This window comes from Halosimplex yunnanense (genome assembly GCF_054504345.1).
Genome location: NZ_JBTJEL010000037.1, coordinates 272,886 through 293,788, shown reverse-complemented (window position 1 = coordinate 293,788; position 20,903 = coordinate 272,886). Strand labels below are relative to the sequence as shown.

At 65.1% G+C, this 20,903-nt stretch carries 14 protein-coding genes and 1 pseudogene; 7 read left to right on the top strand and 8 right to left on the bottom strand.

The features are described from left to right. The first annotated feature begins 12 nt into the window (after nucleotides 1-12). On the top strand, nucleotides 13-1,290 hold the full coding sequence (locus AB2U09_RS20290; RefSeq protein ID WP_459194565.1) for a hypothetical protein: 1,278 nt from the start codon (nucleotides 13-15) through the stop codon (nucleotides 1,288-1,290). Nucleotides 1,291-1,320: 30 nt separating this feature from the next. Here AB2U09_RS20290 and AB2U09_RS20285 read toward each other — a convergent pair whose 3' ends face one another. After that, the gene (locus AB2U09_RS20285; RefSeq protein WP_459194564.1) at nucleotides 1,321-1,608 is read right to left on the bottom strand and encodes a hypothetical protein; all 288 of its coding nucleotides are present in this window, start codon (nucleotides 1,606-1,608) and stop codon (nucleotides 1,321-1,323) included. 395 nt (nucleotides 1,609-2,003) lie between these two features. On the opposite strand from AB2U09_RS20285, the gene uvrB reads away from it, so the two are divergent. The 3 genes from uvrB to AB2U09_RS20270 all read left to right on the top strand — a co-directional run bounded on the left by uvrB (nucleotide 2,004) and on the right by AB2U09_RS20270 (nucleotide 8,949). Continuing rightward, a complete protein-coding gene (gene uvrB / locus AB2U09_RS20280; RefSeq protein ID WP_459194563.1) occupies nucleotides 2,004-4,067 on the top strand; it encodes an excinuclease ABC subunit UvrB in 2,064 nt (687 codons plus the stop codon). A gap of 472 nt (nucleotides 4,068-4,539) precedes the next feature. Next, nucleotides 4,540-6,213 carry an outer membrane protein assembly factor BamB family protein gene (locus tag AB2U09_RS20275; protein ID WP_459194562.1) on the top strand — a complete coding sequence of 558 codons (1,674 nt, stop codon included), beginning with the start codon at nucleotides 4,540-4,542 and terminating at the stop codon, nucleotides 6,211-6,213. A gap of 60 nt (nucleotides 6,214-6,273) precedes the next feature. After that, on the top strand, nucleotides 6,274-8,949 hold the full coding sequence (locus AB2U09_RS20270) for an outer membrane protein assembly factor BamB family protein (RefSeq protein ID WP_459194561.1): 2,676 nt from the start codon (nucleotides 6,274-6,276) through the stop codon (nucleotides 8,947-8,949). Nucleotides 8,950-9,235: 286 nt separating this feature from the next. Here the strand turns inward: AB2U09_RS20270 and AB2U09_RS20265 are convergent. From AB2U09_RS20265 to AB2U09_RS20255, 3 genes and pseudogenes are all read right to left on the bottom strand, one after another. Continuing rightward, nucleotides 9,236-9,862: pseudogene (locus AB2U09_RS20265) on the bottom strand (transposase); the annotation flags it as partial. A 672-nt stretch (nucleotides 9,863-10,534) separates the two neighbouring features. Continuing rightward, on the bottom strand, nucleotides 10,535-11,287 hold the full coding sequence (locus tag AB2U09_RS20260) for an MFS transporter (protein ID WP_459194560.1): 753 nt from the start codon (nucleotides 11,285-11,287) through the stop codon (nucleotides 10,535-10,537). A gap of 342 nt (nucleotides 11,288-11,629) precedes the next feature. Continuing rightward, nucleotides 11,630-12,562 carry a DUF1152 domain-containing protein gene (locus AB2U09_RS20255; RefSeq protein WP_459194559.1) on the bottom strand — a complete coding sequence of 311 codons (933 nt, stop codon included), beginning with the start codon at nucleotides 12,560-12,562 and terminating at the stop codon, nucleotides 11,630-11,632. A gap of 153 nt (nucleotides 12,563-12,715) precedes the next feature. On the opposite strand from AB2U09_RS20255, the gene AB2U09_RS20250 reads away from it, so the two are divergent. Both AB2U09_RS20250 and AB2U09_RS20245 read left to right on the top strand, forming a co-directional pair. Then, entirely contained in the window at nucleotides 12,716-13,048 is a 333-nt protein-coding gene (locus AB2U09_RS20250) for a hypothetical protein (protein ID WP_459194558.1), read from the top strand. A gap of 342 nt (nucleotides 13,049-13,390) precedes the next feature. After that, nucleotides 13,391-13,576, top strand: a complete 186-nt coding sequence (locus AB2U09_RS20245; protein WP_459194557.1) for a hypothetical protein — start codon at nucleotides 13,391-13,393, stop codon at nucleotides 13,574-13,576. Nucleotides 13,577-15,258: 1,682 nt separating this feature from the next. Here the strand turns inward: AB2U09_RS20245 and AB2U09_RS20240 are convergent. Both AB2U09_RS20240 and AB2U09_RS20235 read right to left on the bottom strand, forming a co-directional pair. After that, entirely contained in the window at nucleotides 15,259-16,632 is a 1,374-nt protein-coding gene (locus AB2U09_RS20240; protein ID WP_459194556.1) for a cobyrinic acid a,c-diamide synthase, read from the bottom strand. Further along, nucleotides 16,629-17,417, bottom strand: a complete 789-nt coding sequence (locus tag AB2U09_RS20235; RefSeq protein WP_459194555.1) for a cobalt-precorrin-7 (C(5))-methyltransferase — start codon at nucleotides 17,415-17,417, stop codon at nucleotides 16,629-16,631. The genes AB2U09_RS20240 and AB2U09_RS20235 overlap by 4 nt, the downstream gene beginning before the upstream one ends. An 86-nt stretch (nucleotides 17,418-17,503) precedes the next feature. Here AB2U09_RS20235 and AB2U09_RS20230 point away from each other — a divergent pair, with 86 nt between their 5' ends. After that, entirely contained in the window at nucleotides 17,504-19,516 is a 2,013-nt protein-coding gene (locus AB2U09_RS20230) for a beta-galactosidase (RefSeq protein ID WP_459194554.1), read from the top strand. 20 nt (nucleotides 19,517-19,536) lie between these two features. Here the strand turns inward: AB2U09_RS20230 and AB2U09_RS20225 are convergent, their stop codons facing one another. Next, nucleotides 19,537-20,343, bottom strand: coding sequence for a DUF7537 family lipoprotein (locus tag AB2U09_RS20225; RefSeq protein ID WP_459194553.1), 807 nt, complete (start codon nucleotides 20,341-20,343; stop codon nucleotides 19,537-19,539). Nucleotides 20,344-20,432: 89 nt separating this feature from the next. Then, nucleotides 20,433-20,879 carry a DUF5518 domain-containing protein gene (locus AB2U09_RS20220; protein WP_459194552.1) on the bottom strand — a complete coding sequence of 149 codons (447 nt, stop codon included), beginning with the start codon at nucleotides 20,877-20,879 and terminating at the stop codon, nucleotides 20,433-20,435. Nucleotides 20,880-20,903: the final 24 nt, after the last annotated feature.

Here is a 20,903-nt window from a genome sequence, read left to right as displayed (position 1 = left end):
CACAGGGAGCGTGTGCGACGGGTCCTGGCACTGGCGGTGCTGGGGATCGTCATCGTCGCGGGCGTCGGGGCACTGGGAGCGAAGACCGTAGACGCCCGCGGCCACGCCACCGCACCGCCGAACGGGTCGGCAGACGAGACCACCCCGACCGCAGAGGGGGCCAATAGCGACCCGCTTCTCGACAAACTCGACGAGTTCGCCTTCGTATCCAAGTCGACCACGAACGGCTCCGGGCCCGCCACCGGGGAGCGTCCTGCGGCGACAGCAACCCCGGCGAGCGAGACCGAGCCCACCCCCAGTCCGCCTGGCGAGGTGAACGGGACCGACCCGCCGCTCGATTCCGACGGCGACGGCCTCACCGACCCCCAGGAGCAGGAGATGGGCACGGATCCGTTCGATCCCGACACGGACGGCGACGGCCTCGAAGACGGTCGCGAGCAGTCCCTCGGCACCGATCCGCTCGACCCCGACACGGACGGCGACGGCGTCTCCGACGGGAAGGAGATCGAGCGCGGGACGAGCCCGACGGCGATCGACGCCGACGGCGACGGGCTGACCGACGAGCGCGAACTCGAACTGGGGACCGACCCGTTCGACACCGACACCGACGACGACGGCCTCCGCGACTGGCGCGAGATCAGACTCGGGACGGACCCGATCGACCCCGACACCGACGGTGACAGGCTCCTCGACGGCTGGGAGTACCGCAATCGGACGGCCGACGGCGCGAAACTCCCGGACAGCGACCCGCTGGCGATGGACGTCTACGTGCAGGTCGACTACGCCAGCGGCGTCCAGACCCGCTCCCCCGAGTTCTACGACCGGATCGAGGCCGCGTTCGCCGAGATGCCGATCAGGCGGCCGAACGAGACGGGGATCGACGTGCACGTCCGAGAAGGCGGCCGCATCAACGAAACCGCCGTCTACACCGGCGACAACTTCTGGTCGCTCAAAGAGCGGCTCTACCGGGACCGCCTCGGCCCGCGCTCGGGCCGCTACCACCACGTCGTGATGACTCGCTTCGCCACCGACGAGGTCGGCTACGGCGAGGTCGGCGGTCGCTTCTCGGTCGTCGACGCCGGGGCCTCTACCGCGACGGAGCGGCACGTGATCGTCCACGAACTCCTCCACAACGTCGTCGGCCGCATCGAGGCGCCCGGCGCCTGCGAGGGCGACCCTCACCACTACTGCGACGGCGGTTGGCTCACGCCCCGGATCACCCCCGGCGAGAACGAGTACCTCCCCGGTCCCCTCGCCGGCGAGATCGAGCGGCAGGGCTTCCAGCCTTGAATCACCGGCTGTCAGCTGGTCGCAGCCGCGCTACTTCGGCGGCTGCGTGGGCTGGGGCCGAGCGGCCACACCCCCGTGCTGGTTCTGTTGGTTCTGCTGACCCTGCTGGGGCGGCGCCAGCCCGACCTGCGGGGTAACGCCCTTAGGTAGCACGTACCACAGCCGATCGTGCGGCACGAACCCGACCTGCTGGGGGTCGTCCGTCTCGTAGCGCTCGCGGTCGCGCTGCTCCTCGGTTCCGTAGAGGACGAGCCCGTACTCGTTGACTTCGTATCGTGCGCACTCGAAAACCGTACCGTCGGTACAGTAGACGTGCATCGCGGCCGCGCTAGGGGCGCGAGCCGGTTGAACCTGCTGTCGGTCGCGGCGATCGTGTTCAGTTCGTCTGCGAGTATATCATCATGAAGATTGTATATTGTCCCAGTTCGGGGAACAAATGTGAGTGGTATAACACCATTCAACCGTCGGCGTGTTGCAGGATATGCCGTGATTGCGGCTGTATTAGGCGGCTTAGTCGGCTATCTCGAACAGGGTTCACTTGGTGGTGGACTTGTACTTGGACTGGTAGCTGGAGTAGCGGTTCCGCTGGGTCTTCTCCTTGCCACCTCGGTTTCTCGTTACATCGATAGATGACACCCCCGTATTGAACGCCGTCGCGGCAGCGTCTCGGAGCAAACACACCCCTCAAGTCGTTGCAGCCCTACCCTCGGATAATGAGCGACACCGAGGGTCCCCTGTCCCCGGACAGACCGGAGGAGGAGAGCGACTTCCGCGTGGACGCGCCCTTCGAACCGGCGGGCGACCAGCCCGACGCGATCCGGCAACTCGCCGACGGCTACCGGCGGGGCATGGACGAGCAGACCCTGCTCGGCGTGACCGGGTCGGGCAAGACCAACACCGTCTCGTGGCTGATCGAGGAGATCCAGAAGCCGACGCTGGTCATCGCCCACAACAAGACGCTCGCGGCGCAGCTGTACGAGGAGTTCCGCGAGTTGTTCCCCGACAACGCCGTCGAGTACTTCGTCTCCTATTACGACTACTACCAGCCGGAGGCCTACGTCGAACAGACGGACAAGTACATCGAGAAAGACGCCTCCATCAACGACGAGATCGACAAGCTGCGCCACTCCGCGACCCGCTCGCTGCTGACGCGCGATGACGTCATCGTCGTCGCCTCGGTCTCGGCCATCTACGGCCTCGGCGACCCGCAGAACTACGTCGACATGAGCCTCGAACTCGAGGTCGGCCAACAGATCGACCGCGACGAGGTGCTCTCGCGGCTCGTCGACCTGAACTACGAGCGCAACGACGTCGACTTCACGCAGGGCACTTTCCGGGTGCGGGGCGACACCCTGGAGATCTTCCCGATGTACGGCCGCTACGCCGTCCGCGTCGAGTTCTGGGGCGAGGAGATCGACCGGATGCTGAAGGTCGACCCGCTGGAAGGCGAGGTGAAATCCACCGAGCCTGCGGTCCTCATCCACCCGGCGGAGCACTACTCGATCCCGGAACAGCGCCTCCAGCGCGCGATCGCGGAGATCGAGGACCTGAAGGAGGAACGGGTCCGGTACTTCGAGCGAAACGGCGACCACGTCGCCGCCCAGCGCATCGACGAGCGGACCACCTTCGACCTGGAGATGATGCGCGAGACCGGCTACTGCTCGGGAATCGAGAACTACTCCGTCCACCTGTCGGAACGGGACTCCGGCGATCCGCCGTACACCCTCATGGACTACTTCCCCGACGACTTCCTCACGGTCATCGACGAGTCCCACCAGACCATCCCGCAGATCAAGGGCCAGTTCGCCGGCGACCGCTCCCGCAAGGAGTCGCTGATCGACAACGGGTTCCGCCTGCCCACCGCCTACGACAACCGCCCGCTCACCTTCGAGGAGTTCGAGGAGAAGACCGACAAGACCCTCTACGTGAGCGCGACGCCCGCCGACTACGAGCGCGAACACAGCGACCAGATCGTCGAACAGATCGTCCGCCCCACCCACCTCGTCGACCCCGCGGTCGAGGTCTCGCCCGCCGAGGGGCAGATAGACGACCTCATGGACCGGATCGACGACCGCGTCGAGCGCGACGAGCGCGTCCTCGTCACCACGCTCACCAAGCGGATGGCCGAGGACCTCACCGAGTATCTCGAAGAGGCCGGCGTCGCCGTCGAGTACATGCACGACGAGACCGACACGCTCGAACGCCACGAACTCATCCGCTCGCTCCGCCTCGGCGAGATCGACGTCCTCGTCGGCATCAACCTGCTCCGCGAGGGGCTGGACATCCCCGAGGTCTCGCTGGTCGCCATCCTCGACGCCGACCAGGAAGGGTTCCTCCGCTCGGAGACGACGCTCGTCCAGACGATGGGCCGCGCCGCCCGCAACGTCAACGGCGAGGTCGTCCTCTACGCCGACGACCCCAGCGATGCCATGGAGTCAGCCATCGCGGAGACCAACCGCCGCCGCCGCATCCAGGAGGAGTACAACGAGGAGCACGGATTCGAACCGACCACCATCGAGAAGGAGATCGGCGAGTCCTCGCTCCCCGGCTCGAAGACCGAGACCGAGGGCACCTCGTCGCTCGACCCCGACGACGACGAGGAGGCCGCCCGCGCTATCGAGCGCCTCCAGGACCGCATGGAGGAGGCCGCCGACAACCTCGAGTTCGAACTCGCCGCCGACATCCGCGACCGGATCCACAGGCTCCGCGAGGAGTACGATCTGGCCGGCGGCGAGGACGAAGCGGGCGTTGTCCCCGAGCCCGTCGACGAATTCTGAGACCGCCAGGCCTCCGCCTTTTCCCCGGCGAGGTGTCTTCGCTGGCTTCGCTCGGCGATGTGACCGCTCCGGCTCGGCGGGAAACCAATTCTCTTGTGTTAGTGAAACAGCTGTTGTCGACCCGTATTCCCCATGCGCCGGACAGAGGCGAACGCACCGCGAACGGTCGTAATCGGTGGATCGTAGCGTCCGGTAGCCGATCGACTGCGTGTGCCGCCTAGCCACCGAGAGTGACGACACTATCCACGAGTCCGCTGAGCGGGCAGTCGACGATCCGTTCCGGAGCGAGTACGCACAGGCCACGAAGTCGTCATCGACAACGAGGTGCTGGACGGCTTTGTCGAATCGATCGGGCGATCGCCGAGGCCGAGGGCGGCGACGGACTCGACGGCGCGTATCCGACCGCCACCGGCCCGCCCCGCACAGGTACCAACGGAAAGTTATTTCCCGAGACTCGACAGTTGTCCCGCGTATGGAACGGGCACAGGGCACGCGCGGGCAGACAGCGGACAGAACGGACGGACTGAACGGGGACGCGACGGCCGACGCCGCAGCGGTCGAGACCGATCCGAGCACAGACAGGCGACGATTCATGGGCGCGCTCGCTGGAGGTCTCGTAGGTGCTGGATTCGTCGGTGACGTGGCGGCTGGGTCCAGCACCTCGGGGATCGACACCGACGGAAGTAAGGCCGCCGGTGCCGGCGGGGCAGCGGCCGCCACGACGCACACCGAATGGCCGATGTTCGGGCAGAACGCCACCAACCGCAGTACGACGAACGACCGAGGACCTGCAGACGGCATCGATATCGGCTGGCGCGCCGATCACACCGCGACGACGGGGGCCGCGCTGAAGGACGGCCGGCTCGTCTTCGGGACGAGCGACGGGATCGTGGCCGTCGGCGTGGACGAGGGTGAGGAGCAGTGGACCTTCGAGACCGACGCTCCGATCGGCGGTTGTCCGGCAATCTACGACCGGGAGGTCTTCGTCGGCACCGAGGGCGGAACCGTCCACGCGATGGACCTCGGGGACCCAGCGGAGCCGTGGTCGTTCGATGTCGAGGGCGGTGCGACCGCCGCGCCCGCCCTGTCCACCGCCGTCAGCGACACCGAACTGTACGTGGCCACCGACGCCGGGTACGTCTACGAGTTCGACCCGGTTCGGAGGAAGAAAAACTGGGAGTTCGACGCCGGAGACCGGAGGTTCTCGTCGGCCGTGGCCGTGGCTTCGGCGACCGAGACGACCTACGCGGTATCCGAGTCCGGTGTGGTCTACGGGCTCGATTACCAGACGGGTCGCGAGCGGTGGTCGAAAGACCTTGGCGACGATGTCCGGGGCTCGATCGCTATCGACGGCAACTTCCTGTACGTCGGGACCGACGCCGGGACCCTCTACGGCCTGGATTCGCGGAACGGCAACGAGCGCTGGACGCTGGACGTCGACGGAGCGATCGCGGGGACGCCGGCGTTCAAGAGTCGGCGGGTCTACGCTGCCACGGATGCGGGGGCGCTGTACGCCGTGCGCGACCAGAGCGGCGAAGAGCTCTGGCAGGCGGAGGTCGGCGAGGCGGTGACCGCTCCGCCGGCCGTCGCCGACAACGGGATCTTCGTCACCACGGAGACGGGGACTGTCGTCGGATTCGACCGCTACGGCGACGAGCTGTGGCGCGCCCAGTTGTCGGTCGAGGCGCCCGCCCTCACCGTCTCGAAGTCAGTCTATGCGGTCGGGGAGGGTCTCACCGCGATCGATCAGGGAAACCAGACGACGATCACGACCGAGACGCCCACGCCGAGTCCGACGCCTACGGGGACGCCGACTTCCACGCCGGCCGAGACGTCCACGGCTACGCCGGCCGAGACGCCGGCTCCGACCCCGACTGAGACCCCGACAGCCACACCGGCCGAAACGCCGACGGAGACGCCGACGCAAACTCCGAGAGCCACGCCAACAGCGAGTCCGACGCCGACGGCAACGCCCACAGCCACCGCGACGCCGGAGACGGGCGATAGCGGCGACGAGGCGGCCACTACAAGCGGTAACGGAGCGCTCCCGTTCTGGGCCGCGCTGGCCGGGATCGGCGGCCTCACTGCGCTCGGACTGCGGGAGTCCGGGCCGGGCGGAGACGACGCGGGCGGCGACGGCGCGTGACCCGTCGGTTCGACAAGATATTTGGCGGCCCGGGTCGACCACTCGGCAGAGGGCCGCTGGATGGAAGACACGACCCCGCACACGGAAACTACACGCCCCGATCCGACGCGACGGCGATTCCTGGCCGGACTGGCCGCGACTGGCGCGGCCGGACCGGCGCTGGTCTCGTCGGCCGCCGGTGACCGGGACCCGCTCTCCACTCGCGAAACCGCCGCTTCCTCCCGGGAGTGGCCGATGCACGCGTTCGACGCCGCGAACACGGGCTACAGTAGCGCGCGTGCGCCGAACACAGGTATCTCGATCGGGTGGGACCGGGCGATCGACGCGACTGGAGAACCGACTTTCGACGGGACGAACGCCTACGTTCGTAGCGGTGACGGCAGCCTCTACGCGCTGGACCCGTCGACGGGCGAGACGAAGTGGCGCTATAGGACCGACTCGTCGAACGACGACCCGTCGGCAGCAGCCATCGCTAATGGAACCGCGTTCATGGACGACGGCGAAGCCGTCCTTGCCATCAGGACCGGGTCCCAACGGGAGTACTGGCGGACCGAACTCGACGGCGCCGTCTCGGCGCCGGTGACGGTGAGCGAGGACCGCGTTCTCGTCGGTACCGACGCCGGAACGGTGTACTCGCTCGGCCGAGACGCCGGCAGCGAGCGCTGGACGCTGGACGCCGGGGACACCGTCGAGGCGGCACCGGCTCGGGGGGGCCGCCGCGTGTTCGTCGCCGCCGTCGACGGCACCGTCTACGCGCACGACCACCAGAGCGGAAACAGCCGCTGGGAGTTCAGCGCCGACGCGCCGACAGAAGACGTAACACCCGTCGTCAGAGGCGACGTCGTCTACATCGGCGACACCGGCGGGACCGTCTACGCGCTCGACAAGACCGACGGCCGCGTCCGCTGGCGAGTCGACCTCGAGGCCGCCGTCGTCGGTGGCCCGAGCGTCACGTCGAATACGGTGTTCGTGCCGACGGGCGACGGGACGGTCTACGCGCTGAACAGGACCGGCGGGAACGAGCGGTGGACGGCCGACCTCGGCGCGGCGCCGATCCGGAAGCCCGTCGTCACCGACAACGCCGTTTACGTCGCGACGAACGACGACGGCGTCGTGGCGCTGTCCCGGTCCACGGGCGAGGAGACCTGGCGTGCGGAACTCCCGGTCAACGAACCGCACCTGTCGGTCGTCGACGGACTGGTCGCCGTGATCGGCGGTCTCTCGGTCGGGCTGGAGCAAGGCTCACAGACCGAGATCACGCGCGATACGTTCGACGCGGTCACGACCCAGTGGACGTACGAGACCGAGGCGACCGCCTCGGGGTCGCCGGCGCTGACCGACGACGCGTTCTACGTCGCCGACGCCGCGGAGACCTGTTACGCCCTCTCGCCGACAGAAGGCGAGGAGCTCTGGCGATACGAGGCCGACACGGGGCTGACCGGCCCTGCCGCCGACGCCGATGGCGTCTACCTCGGTGGCGCAGACGGTACCGTACGTGGCCTCTCGGCGGCCGATGGGGACGAGTCGTGGGTCGTCGAGACCGACGACCCCGTCCCCGCGGATCCGATCCGCTGGGGCGAGTTCGTGATCGCTCTCGACAAAGGGGGGCGACTCTACGCGCTCGATCCGAGCGACGGGAGTCGACAGTGGACGGGCCGCGTCGACAGCGGCGGCGGACGACCGACGGTTGGCGGTAACCGCGTCTTCGCGAGTTCGCCCAGCGGCGTCGTCTCGGCGTTCGAGGCGTCAACTGGCGACGAACTGTGGGGGTTCCGGGCGAGCAGTACCGTTACGGAGCCCGAAGCCACCAGCGACACGCTCTACGTCGGCGACAGGAACGGGCAACTGTACGCAGTCGCCGCGCGGAACGGCGAAAAGCGCTGGTCGGTCGACCTCGGCGCAGCCGTCAGGGCCGCACCGTCGGTCGCCGGCGACACGGTCTACGCCGGGACCGTCGATGGGACGCTCCACGCCTACGACCTCGAGGGCAACCAGCAATGGACCGCCGACGCAGGCGAGGCGATCCGTGCGAAACCCGGTATCGCGGGCGATCTCGTCACCGTCGGAAGCGAAGACGAGAGCCTCTACGCATTCGACGCGTCGGACGGCGCCCAGCGGTGGTCCTACAACACCGCTGCGCCGCTCCGATCGACGGCGGCGTTCGGTAACGACTCGGTCTACGTCGCCAGCGCGGAGGTCGCTTCACTCGACCCGCCGGGGGCGGTCCAGACGCCGACCCCGACGGCGACGCCCGACAACACGCCCACGGCCACCCCGACGGAGACACCCGAGGATACGTCGACTCCGACCGAGACGCCCCCGGGGACGACGCCCACAGAGACGCCCACGGATACGTCTGGGAACGCCGGAAATCCGACACCGACGCCGACCGCGACGCCGAACCAGAACCCGACACCCACCCCGACGGCTACGACGACGGCCGGAGAGACGGACGCAGTCGGTGGAACCGGCGGAACGGCCACACCGACCGGAACGCCGACGACGACTGCGACCCCGACTACGTCGACCGGCCAGGGCGGCGACGGGGGCGGTCCGCTCGGCGACATCTCCGGCGAGTGGCTCCCGTACGCCGGCGCCGGTGCAGTGACCGCAGCGGTCGCCCTCGGGGCGCTCGTCAAGCGGTTTGGCGGTGGTGGCAGTGGTGGCGGCGGCCCAGGCGGCGGGAAACGGGCCGACGCGCTCGACTGGGGCAGCGGCCTCGACGACGACGAATAGCAACCGACCGTTTTCTCTCCTTCTCACCCGCCGAGCGGCTGCTTTCGTCATCGGGTCCCGACGCCGCAGACACCCAACTCGATCCGCACATTCTTGGCGCGGTTATAAGCCTACAAACGACACAAGAGATGACTGGCTTCTATACCTTGAAGAAAATCCTGAAATCAATTTACGGCTGCGACTCGAAACCAGATGAGTACGTTACCTGATGCGAAATAGTGAAAAAATGTACTGCTGCTTAGCGATGTCACTCACGATCTTCGAACCCAGCTACGAGAATTCGCGGCTACCCGATATCGCGCAGGAACTCACCGAGCGCCCGCACAAACGTCTTCGCCGTCAACACTGGCGGTGAGCGGATATCCCCGTCCAGCGCCACCTTGATCAGGTAGTCCGTCAATCGCCAGAGGTTGTAAATCAAGGACGCGAGAACAAAGTTACAGAGACGAACTCGGTAATCCTTCGAGGATGTCTTCGGCAGGAAATCCTTCACGGATTTATACTGGTCCTCTATATCTCACCTTCGTCGGTATCCGTTACACACGCTCTTAATCTCGTCATGCTCAACACGATCCCGATTCGTCACGAACACAGCGTACTTTCCGTCAGCATCATCGCTCCGACTCGGGACGTACATGAACTCCGCACGGTGATGGACCTCGCCATCGTGACCAAACGGAACGCCGTGGTTCACAGCTGCATCAGCCGTCTCATGCGCCTCGATATTCTCGATGACCTCGTAATCATCCTCGTACTTCGGCACCGGCGACGTATAAATCAGACCGCGGTCGTGTACGGTCGCATACACGTCGTTACTGTAGAACCCACGGTCGAACAGGACCTCATCGAGATCAACAAACCGTTCGGCCTTCTCCAGAAGCCGGTCCACGAGCAAGTCACGGGGCGTTGACTGTCGATGAATATCGTATGACTGACCGATCCCGTCCAGTAGCTGGTACAGTGTTTTGAATCCTGTGTAGTCTTCCCAGCAGTTCACGTACTGCGTGTTTAGGTTAACTACATTGCGACATAGTTCTTCGACTAGGAACTGTTCGATGCAGGATTTCCCGACGCCGGATGGTCCGCAGAGCAGGGTCGGTTCGACGGTTTTGCCGTCTGTGACTGGAGTGAGAATGCTGGAAAGGTAGTTCACTTCGTTATCCCTGTGCTTGACTTCCTTTGGGATGAATTCCTGTTGGAGGACTCGTGCATCAGTTATCATGATTCGGCGTCGACACAGAGGTCAGGGGTAATAAATGGAAGTGTATAATTTCCGAATTTCCGGAACTGCTGAGCCGACGACGAATCGTTCACCCCTGCTCCTCTGGATTATCGGCCCATTCTCCTAACGAACGGGGGAAAGTGGAGCTGTGGTGTTTCCGAATTCCCGATGTTTTAAGACTGCTCCTCAGCTGCGGGAAGAATCTACCAATGATTACCTCTAGATGCTTTCGTCTATCGTGTGCACTGCGGGTTCCATAGTCACAGTTTCTCGATCCGGCTCAAATAGCAGTGAGATTCCCAGAAGTAGTATTCCGAGTACTACTAGACCGCCGAAGGCTACACTGTAACTGCCGGTGGTGTCTCAAAGAATTCCTGCGACGAATGGGCCGAGTACCGCGATGAGATAGCCGCCGCCGAGCATCAGAGAGGTAAGGCCATCCGTGGCCGTCGGGCTGGCCGCGTACATTACTGGCAACGTCAACGCGAGCGTGAACAGTCCTCCAGCACCAATCCCGAGCGCTATTGCCCAGATCCATGGAGCGAACCTTGGCGCAAGTGCTACCCCGAGCGCTCCACCAACGATCAAGAACAGCATCATGCCGAACAGCGGGCGCTGGTCAGTCAGTCTGTCGCCGACTGCGGAGACGGCGAGATCTCCACCGATCTGAGTGAGGAGAAACACCGATAAGAGGAGACCTGCTTGACTCGCTTTCCAGCCGAGCGCCACGTATCGCGGGGCCAGCCAAGTTAGCACGAAGAAGAACACTGTTGAGGGCCCACCGAAAAAGATGGTTAGCAAGACCGCCCAGGTATTCCGCCACGGAAGTTGCGGTCGGTCAGTCTCAGTATTTGAACCGGCGTCACGTTGAGCCGCCCATTTCCAGCAGAAATACCAGATGGGAACAGCGAGAGTAGCCGGGAGCGCCCACGAAGCAAGCTCCGCCGGCCGTGATTCGAAGTAGTTTCCCATCGGTGCCGTCACTCCGCTGGCGAGCGCTGCTCCAACGGTTAAACTTGCCGTGTAGAGCCCGGTCGCAAACGACTCTCGATTATCGAAGTATGCCGTGACAAGGGATGGGTGAAGCGCCTGCGTGACAGCAATCCCGATTCCCACTAAGATGGATCCCGATTCCCACTAAGATGGTACTCCCAAACAACACGAGAGCGTGCTGACTCCCAACGCGGACCGCCGTTGCCCCAGTGATAAGGACGACGCCCCAGAACACCCCTCGTTCCCGACCGATCCGGTTGGTGATTGTCGGAATCGTGAGTGCGAAGATGCCCATGCAGAGCGTTGGGATCGTCGTGAGTGAACTCACGGCCGTATACATAACCCGATGTCCTCACGAATTGTCTCAAGCACGGGAGAGACCGATGCGACGGCTGGGGGAGACTTAATGCTACAACCAGAATCCCCAGCAACAGAATCCACTGAGACCGTTTCATTCGTCCTCTATTATTCCTGTTCTCCAGCTGCAAGACGACGTTCCAGATCGAGCTCCGTTTCGTACCCCGCTTGCGACAGGGCTTCCTGGGCTGCTTCGAAACTCTCCGTCTCGGTCACGTACTCATCAAGGTCGGACGTGGCTGCGACGGCGTCCGGGTCGAGATAGAACGTGACGGTACTCGCGGGCGTGAGTTCGACCGAGCGAGCACCATCCCGAATCACGGCATCGCCGAGTTTGCCGCGTGCGACCTCGACCGGGAGCCGGCTTGCTTCCGTCGTCACAACTTCCAGCAGTTCGCCGAGTTCGTCAACGATCCGCGGCGTCAGTCCCCATGCACCGAGTAGTCCATCGTGTTCAGCGGCGCGGGCGATCCCGCCAGTGACTTCCTCAAGCGTGAGCTCACCATCACTCCCGTATCCATACATCCCGAGACAAGCGTCTACCTCTAAATGCGTGAGGACCGACAGCATGACAGCATCGGTCAACGGACTCTTGATGCCTGGTTCGTCCCCGGCAGCAAGGACATCACCGCCAGCGTCCGTACCGACGACAAGGTCGATATCAAGCTGCTCACAAGCATCGTTAAGGCCAGCAGCTACCCCACGGGCTCCGCCGCCGATGTCGATGAGAACGACGTCTTCATCGTAGTGGCGAGCCACGTTCGTCTCAGCGAACTCAATACCATCGGTAGTTCGGGTATCTTCGGTTGCGAGCGCGACGGTATTGTTGAGCTGGTCGATGTTCTCAATCTCGTCGAAGTGGCGTGGGCCGGGTTGGGGATCTACGACAACGCGTTCCCATGCGACTCCACCGAGCAGAACTTCGACACCGTGCGATTCGAGGAGCCGAGCCGTAGGGATGGTACTGACAACGTCTCCGCACCCCCCAACACCAAATACGAGGGCGCGCTCACATTCGAACGCGGATTCGAGGGTCTTCATGTACGGCTCTACCTCATTCAGGCAAAAAGTGGTACGCATTTCTACCGACTGTGGCGAGGGGAATTCGTTAGACAAGACCGGGATTCCGATGTCATGTTAACTATCGGTCAGATATTCGATATCTATTTATTGGCCGACAACAAAATCATATCTATGCCATCGTCAACCATACTACTCTCCAAAGGATACTCAAGACTGTTCTTCGGATGGTTGACGCTTTCGATCTTCGCAGTGACTGGCGTGTTGGTCGCACTGGCAGAACGGAACCTATTACCGCGAGAAGCCCTTGTCGCCGGGTTTCCGGCAGTTATCGCAACGATGCTTTTTGATACCTTCCTCTTCAACGAGTTCCTGATTCGGACTGGTGAGGGTATCTGGGTACTCCTGTACACCTTCCTCTACATTCAGGCAATCATCGCCGCCGCCGTCATAACGTGGTTCTCTCAAGCTTGGAATAAGCGCGGACCAAGTACATCTCCCAATTAAACGTCCGAACGGCCTCCGAAACAGTACCCCTCTGTATCACTCTGCGGCTTTACACTGATCTCTGAATAGCACAAGTTGGTAGCGCGGTTTTCTGGGTTCCATTTTGACTCAGGCTCACCATGTACCTGCGATGTTAAACCCATTCAGACTAGCAAGTCGGGGCACCAAAAAAACAATAATAGCAACAGTATTAAGTTATCATCACCCGTGCTATTTCCGCCTTCACAATTGCAGTCTCTTCACATTCTCACTATAGGTTCGCTGCCCCTCGTCGTCCTCCCAGTACTTCTCGAACTTACGGTACTTGCGCGCGGGGTATACACCCGTGATTCCACCGATATCGTGCTCGCTGCCGTCGCGGTGCCCTGCCTCCTCGTCTCTATGTGGGCCGTCATGGAGAGCCTGAACCCATCCGGTGGCGTCTACTGGGGCGGCTTGGTCTCCGTAGCGGTTGGTGGGCTTCTGATATTCCTCGTTGTGGTGGACGCCGTCATAGGATTCCTCCTCCGGGGACGCGCCACGAAGTAACAATCCTGTATTGACATGACGTTGTCAGGGCCATCTTAGCAATTACCAACTACTGACCCATCTCTCCCTACTGACCTCTACATATAGACTGAGTTAACCCCGCTGGCAGAGATTATTACTCTGATTTAATGTATGCGAACTAGTGGTTTGCTGTTTCTACCTTCCGAACTTGTGGATCCGGTCGCTCCACGATTCGATATAGCGGATACTGGTTCATTGCGAAAGCAACCCTCACATACGTGAACGAGCTGTAGTCTGGATAGAGCATTCGAACAGTCCGATATCGGGGGTGTAACCGCCGAGAGCACTTGACTGGGCGCGAGAGATCTGCGTCGAGGGAGAACGCTGTCGACAGCGCGGTTCGAACCGCGGCGAGAGGCGAACGGGGAAGCGGCTGGGACGCCCACAGAATCGAACGGACGTACCGGATCGCGGCCATCGAGGGCCACCGGCTGCACGGCGTCGCGGGCGACCGCGACCGGACCCGCTCGTGCTCTCCACGGTAGATCGTCGGCGCTGGAAAGTGCAGCTGGATCGCGTTCGGGACTCGTGCAACTACCGCGTCCCCACGCCAGATTTCGTCGGCCACGACCCCCAGCGAGAAACCGGGGCGACCGGCTCGCTGGCCGCCCCGGCGAAACCGACGTTCGTTGCACCTGTGGAGTTGGAGGCGCCCGCGCTCTCCAGCGTCTCGATGGGCAGCGGATCAGCTCGCGGGTACGACCCGGTCGTTCCGTCGGTAGGTCGGCGTGTGGTGATCGACCGCACCGATCCCGACGAAAGCCAGCGAACGGGGAACTCACGGCGTAGTTGCGGTGACGACCGTCTCCGTCAAAGCGGCGACCGCGTCGACGCGCCGAAGGCGGGAGATCAGGACGGCAACCCCGGGGGACTGCGTCTACAATCCGGACGATCACCCGGGAGTGAGACGACGCGATCTGGGAAGCAGCCAAACGGCGCGCGGACGAAGCGGTCCGGCGCTTCTGGACGCGGAAGTCACGAAAGTGGAACAGTGGACGGACTTCACCGCTCGGGTGGACGACCTGAAGTCTCAACGCCGCTGCTGCTCAGCGAGATCGACGGGGTGTCCCCACCGCTGGATCGAGCGGGCAGCCGCCCGAGTCTCGACAGCGAATACCCACCTGCTCGCCGAGTGTGGACACGGAGGGCTCGCGAGCGCTCGGAAACTGCCGTCATCGTGATCCGGGCGTTGGTGTCCCGGGGGTCGATCCCCTCCCCGGCGGATCGGTTCATCGACTGAGATCGGGCCATCGACCGGGATCGGTTCGTCTACTGGACCGATTCGACCTCGGAATCGCGAGAACGACCGGTTCTGACCACCAGGGACGGAAGCAGCCCGCTGACCGCCGTTCGCGCCGCAATGCAGCAGTATCGAGATCCCGATCCAGTCCCCGATAAACCACATGCCGGGATACAAAAATTCGAGTCGGGGTCGATCCCGACCCTGGAGCGATCCGCGCTCAGAGCGCGTCACGTCGGGGAAAACGGCTGTCGACGTGAAAAGGTGACTGTTACTACCGGTCAGCGGCCCATCCCGGGAACGATCGATGGGAGGGATCCGAGGAGTTGATCGCCGACAGGCGGTCCGGGCTCCCTGTTCGACGGCTCCCCGACAACGTCCGGGCAATGCCTGCCCGTTCGGGGTGGTCTGGACGGGGTAGCTATCTCGAACGCACCGTCTCCAGAAACGTATCGAACGCGCCGCTCTCGGGATGGCAGTGACAGTAGGTGCCGACCGTCCGGTACTCGGTGAGACCGTCGCGGCCGTCGGCGATGCCGTCGCCCCGCTCGACGTCGAAGGCGAAGCGGGCGTCCGATGCGGTCTCGGCGGAAGAGTAGTGGAACTCGTGGCCGCGGCGTCGCTCGCTGGCCGCGGCGGTGAGCGTATCTTCCCGCGCCCGCAGTTCGACGTGGTCGAGCGCCTGATAGCGGTCGTGCATCTGTAGTTCGGCGGGGAGGACCCCCGCCATCTCGAACGTCTCGCCGTCGGTAGTCGTCAGCGACTCGGACAGCGCCATCAACCCGCCGCACTCCCCGAGAACGGGCAGGCCGTCGGCGGCGCGGTCGGCCAGCGAGTCGAGCGCCGGCCCCTCGGCCAGAGCGGCGGCGTGTCGCTCGGGATAGCCGCCGGGGAGATACACCCCGTCGCAGTCGGGAAGATCGTCGCCGTCCGCCGGTTCGAACGTGACCACCTCGGCCCGCTCGTCGAGGCGCTCCAGCGTCGCCGGGTAGACGAAACAGAACGCCTCGTCTCGTGCGACGGCGATGCGTGGCTCGTCGGCGCCGGCGGACTCACCTGTCGTCTCGTGATCAACGCCCGTCGACCCCGGTTCTGGCGGCGTCCGGACGACCTCGCGGAACTGGTCGGTCCGGAGGTGGTCAGCGGCGGCGTCGAGCGCCTCGTCGTCGAGCGGCGACTCGCTCCCCATGTGGAGACCGAGGTGCCGATCCGGGATTTCCAGGTCGTCCCGCGGCGGGATCCGACCGAAGTAGGTCATGTCGTCGGGGAGCGCGCTGCGGATGCCCTCGGCGTGGCGGCCTCCGTGGGCGCGCTGGGCGACGACGCCGGCCACGTCGATATCGCGGCCGGCAGTCTCGGCGTACTCCCGGAATCCCAGCGCCGCCGCGGCGACGCTCTCCATCCCGGCGCTGGCGTCGACGACGAGGACGACCGGGAGGTCGAGCGCCTCGGCGACCATCGCCGTGCTGGAGCCGTCGCCGTCGTACAGGCCCATCACGCCCTCGACGACGCAGATAGCGGGGGACCGCGTCCCCCGAGTGGACGGATCCAATCCGTCCACGCCCGCGCCGCGGTGGTAGTTGCGGCGGAGGCCGTCCTCGCCCTGGAGCCAGCGGTCGAGCGTCCGCGACGGGCGGCCGGCGACTCGTTCGTGGTGGCTCGGGTCGATGAAGTCGGGGCCGGCCTTGGCCGGTTGGACGGTGATACCCTCACGCTCTAACGCCCGGATCACGGCCAGCGTCGCCACCGTCTTGCCGACGCCCGAACTCGTGCCGCCGAGGACGAACCCCTTCACGGTCTCGCCCCCTCCGGAACGTCGGTATCGGCGCGCACGACCAGCACGGAGAGATCGGAAAAGGGCGACTCCTCCGGACCGGTCCCGCCGGCGTGAGTTGCCAGTTCGTCCAGCGTGGTTTCCGTGACGGCCTCGTCGTCGTGGGTCAGCCGCTCGTAGACCAGCGCCGTGAGCGATCCCGAGGCGCCGGCGTCGAGCAGGTCGGCGGCGATGTCGCCGGGCATCACGTCGTAAGGGCGCGGCAGGACGAGCAGGTGACGGTCGCCGGCGTCGGCGCGGAGCCGTTCGCGGTCGGCGGCGAGGTCGCCCCGTTTGTGAAGGGTCACGAACGTCGACTCCTCCATGGGCGTGCGAGCGCGGCTCGCGGCGATCTGGAGCGAGGAGATGCCGGGGACGACGCGGACCGGCCGGCCGACCGCGGCCTCGACGTGACCGAGGAGCTGGTAGCCCGAGAAGTTGGGGTCACCCATCAGGACCGCCGTCCCCGCGGCGCCGTCGGCGACTCGGTCGGCGAAGGTACTCAGAGTCTCCTCCTGATCGTCGTAGCCGCAGGCGAGGGTCTCCCCCTCGGTCAGGTCGCGGACGTAGTCGACCACCGTCTCGAAGCCGACGACGGCGTCGGCTTCGCGGATCGCACGCTCGCCGCGCCCGGTGAGATACTCGGGGTTCCCCGGGCCGATACCGACGGCGTGGACGGGGTCGTCGGCGTCCGGTCGCTCGGGCACCGCGGCTGCGATGGCTTCGGGGGACAGTTCGTCGAGGCTGGAGGCGGATTCGTCACTCACGTGTTGCCCCCGACCACGGAGAGCGGCCGGTTGACTGTTGCGGACGAGGGGAACTGTTTTGCCCGTTCCCTCCGACCCCGCATGCCATGAACGTCGGCGTCTGTTACTTCCCGGAGCACTGGCCCCGGGAGCAGTGGGAAGCGCAGGTCGAGCAGATGGCTGAAGCTGGCCTCGAATACGTCCGCATGGGCGAGTTTGCGTGGTCGCGCTACGAGCCCGAACCGGGCGTCTACGACCTGGACTGGCTGGAGGAAGCCGTCGATCTGATCGGCGAGCACGGCATGAAGGCGGTCCTCTGTACGCCGACCGCCACCCCGCCCAAGTGGTTGAGCGACGAACACCCGAGCATCCTGCGGGAGACCCGGGACGGGACGACGCAGGGGTTCGGCAGCCGCCGCCAGTACTGTTTCAACTCGCCGGTGTACCGCCGGGAGAGTGCGCGCATCGTCGAGCGCATGGCCGAGCGCTTCGCCGGCCACGACGCCGTCGCCGGCTGGCAGACCGACAACGAGTACGGCTGCCACGGGACGACGCGCTGTTACTGCGACGACTGCGCAACCGCCTTCCGCGAGTGGCTCCGCGAGCGCTACGACGATATCGACGACCTCAACGAGTCGTGGGGTAACGCCTTCTGGAGCCAGGAGTACACCGGCTTCCACGAGGTCGACCCGCCGCGGTCGACGCCCGCCGGCCACCACCCCGCGCGCCTGCTCGACTACTACCGCTTCTGTAGCGACAGCGTCGTCGAGTTCAACCGCGAGCAGGTCGAGATCCTCCGCGCGGCGGACGACGACTGGTTCGTCACCCACAACGACATGTCGCTGTTCGGCGCGTACGACGCCTACGACCTCGGCGAGGACCTGGACTTCCTCTCGTGGGACTCCTACCCGACGGGCCACGTCCAGCACGCTCACGGCGAAGACGCCTCACCCGACTCCCTCCGCGCCGGCGACCCCGATGTCGTCGGCATCGACCACGCCATCTACCGCGACGCCGCCGACGGCGAGTTCTGGGTGATGGAGCAACAGCCCGGCGGCGTCAACTGGCCGCCGCACCCGACTCAGCCCGGCGAGGGCGCGATGGCGCTCTGGGCGCACTACGCCAGCGCCTACGGCGCCGAGACGGTCTCCTATTTCCGCTGGCAGCGCTGCGACATGGGTCAGGAGCAGTACCACGCCGGCCTCCGGAATCAGGACGGGTCACCCGACCGCGGGTACCACGACGCCGCGCGCGCGGCCGAGGAACTGGACGAGCTATCGGACCTGCTCGACGGCGGGACCGACAACGACGCCCGCGTCGCCCTGCTTCACGACTACGAGAACATCTGGGCGCTGGACATCGAACCCGCGTCGGTCGATTTCGACTACTGGGACCACCTGCTGACCTACTACGCGGCGCTGCGCCGCCACGGCGTCGCCGTCGACGTGCTCCCGACCGACGCCGACCTCGACGGCTACGACGCCGTCGTCGGTCCGACGCTCTACCTCGCCGACGAGGACCTCGCCGACAGCCTCGACGCCTTCGCACGGGACGGCGGCGAGGTACTCGTGACCGTCCGCTCGGGCGTCAAGAACGAACACAACCGGCTCCGCCCGACGCTGCCCGGCCCGCTCGGCGACGTGGTCGGCGCGACGGTCGAGCAGTACGAGGGCTACCGCGGCGACGCCGAACCCGAGATCGAGTACCGCGGCGAGACCTACGCCTTCCGGACGTGGGGCGAGTGGCTCGACGCGGATTCGGCCGCGGTCGTCGCGACCCACGAGACCGGTCCCGCAGCGGGAACCGCAGCCATCACTCGCAACGAACGTGGCGACGGCGCGGTCACCTACCTCGGCGTCTGGCCCGAGGAGCCGCTCGCCAACGCCGTCATCGGGGACTTCCTCGAAGACGCAGGCGTCCCCACTACCGGACCGCTCCCCGACGGCGTCCGCCTCCAGCGCCGGGGCGGCCTGACGTGGGTGTCGAACTTCACCAGCGACGTCGTACGCGCGGATGCGCCGGCCGACGCGACGTGGCACCTCGGTGACGGCGAAGTCGGCGAATTCGACGTCGCAGTGACCGACGCTCGGCCTGCCGACGTGAGCGTCGACAACCAGTAAATCGGGTGTCGACCGACAGGTTACGAGTCGGCCGTCGCGTTCACTGCCCAGTCCGGTTTCTCGACGTCGGTGCTTCCGACGTCGGAGAGAGTGTACGACTGCGCGACCCTCCGGGTGTTGTACTCCGACCAGACGAACTCGTACTCGTAGTGGCGGATGACGCCGTTTTCGTCGAGCAGGAGCGTCGACGAGAAGTCCTCGTACCACGAACTCGTATTCTCGCCGCCCGCCCACGAGTCGGCGAGCGCGTCGACGCCGGTGGCCTCGTAGCGCATCACCGGGACGCCTCGGAAGGTCTCGACGCCTTTGCGCTCGAAGGTGGCGTCGATCGCGGCGTGATCGAGCTGCATCCCGGTGTCGTTACTGAACAACCCCCGCCAGAGATATCGGTCACTCGATTCGTTGAACACCGACACGGGGGAGAGGGTCCGCACCGTCGTGCGGTCGTCCTCGGACAGCCTGTACCGCCAGTTTCCGTTCGAGTACGTGCTCCCGTTCCCCGTAACGGAGTCGGTGGTGTGGAGGAGGTACTGTGAGTCGCCGGGCTCGGCGAGGAGCCGACTCGAGCTGTTCATGTGCTTGAAGTCCTCCTCGGACGTGTGGAGAATGCGGTCCGTCCGGTTTCTGACGGTTGTGAGCGTAAAATTCGTGTTTCCCATCGCGGTCGCATGGCCCTCGAACACCGACTGATCGATGGCCGACGCGTTCGGGAATTCGTCGGGAGACACGTTCGGCGAGGGCGTGTCCCCTCCACCTGGAAGCCCAGCACAGCCCGCGAAGATCAGGAGGGCGGCGACGGCGACCGCTGAGAGCGGAGACGTGCGCATAGGAGACTATTCAATCGTCTCACAGTTAACGCTGCTGTAATCCCATTCTTCGGACAGCAGACCGGGACGGTAGTTTCAGAAACGGCGATTCAGGCGCTCACAGCAGCAGTTCGATCCTGACCGATCTTCCCGGAGATCCACGATCCGACGAGGCCGCCGAGGAGACCGAAGATCGCGGCAGTGCCGAGGACGAAGCCGCTGAAGAGGACGACCAGCGCCGGTTTCACGGGCGCGAACGACCACGCGTCGGCGAAGCTCTCGGCACTGACGAGGATCGTGGGCGCGATCCAGACGTAGCCGGCCAGACCGCCGATCACGCCGGCCCGGAGACTCGCGGCGCTCACGTCGGCCGAGTACCGGCGGGCGAGGAAGCCGGCGATCAGGCCGCCGACGATGACCATGTTGAACGAGAAGTGGTTGCTCGCGCCGGAACTCCAGTAGGCGGCGAGCGTGAGCGGCATCGACACGACGCCGCCGACGAGGGCGTACTGCCACGTCAGCGAGAGCGAACCCGGGAGGGGACCAGTTCGGGGCATAGTTGCTCAACTGACAGTACCCCC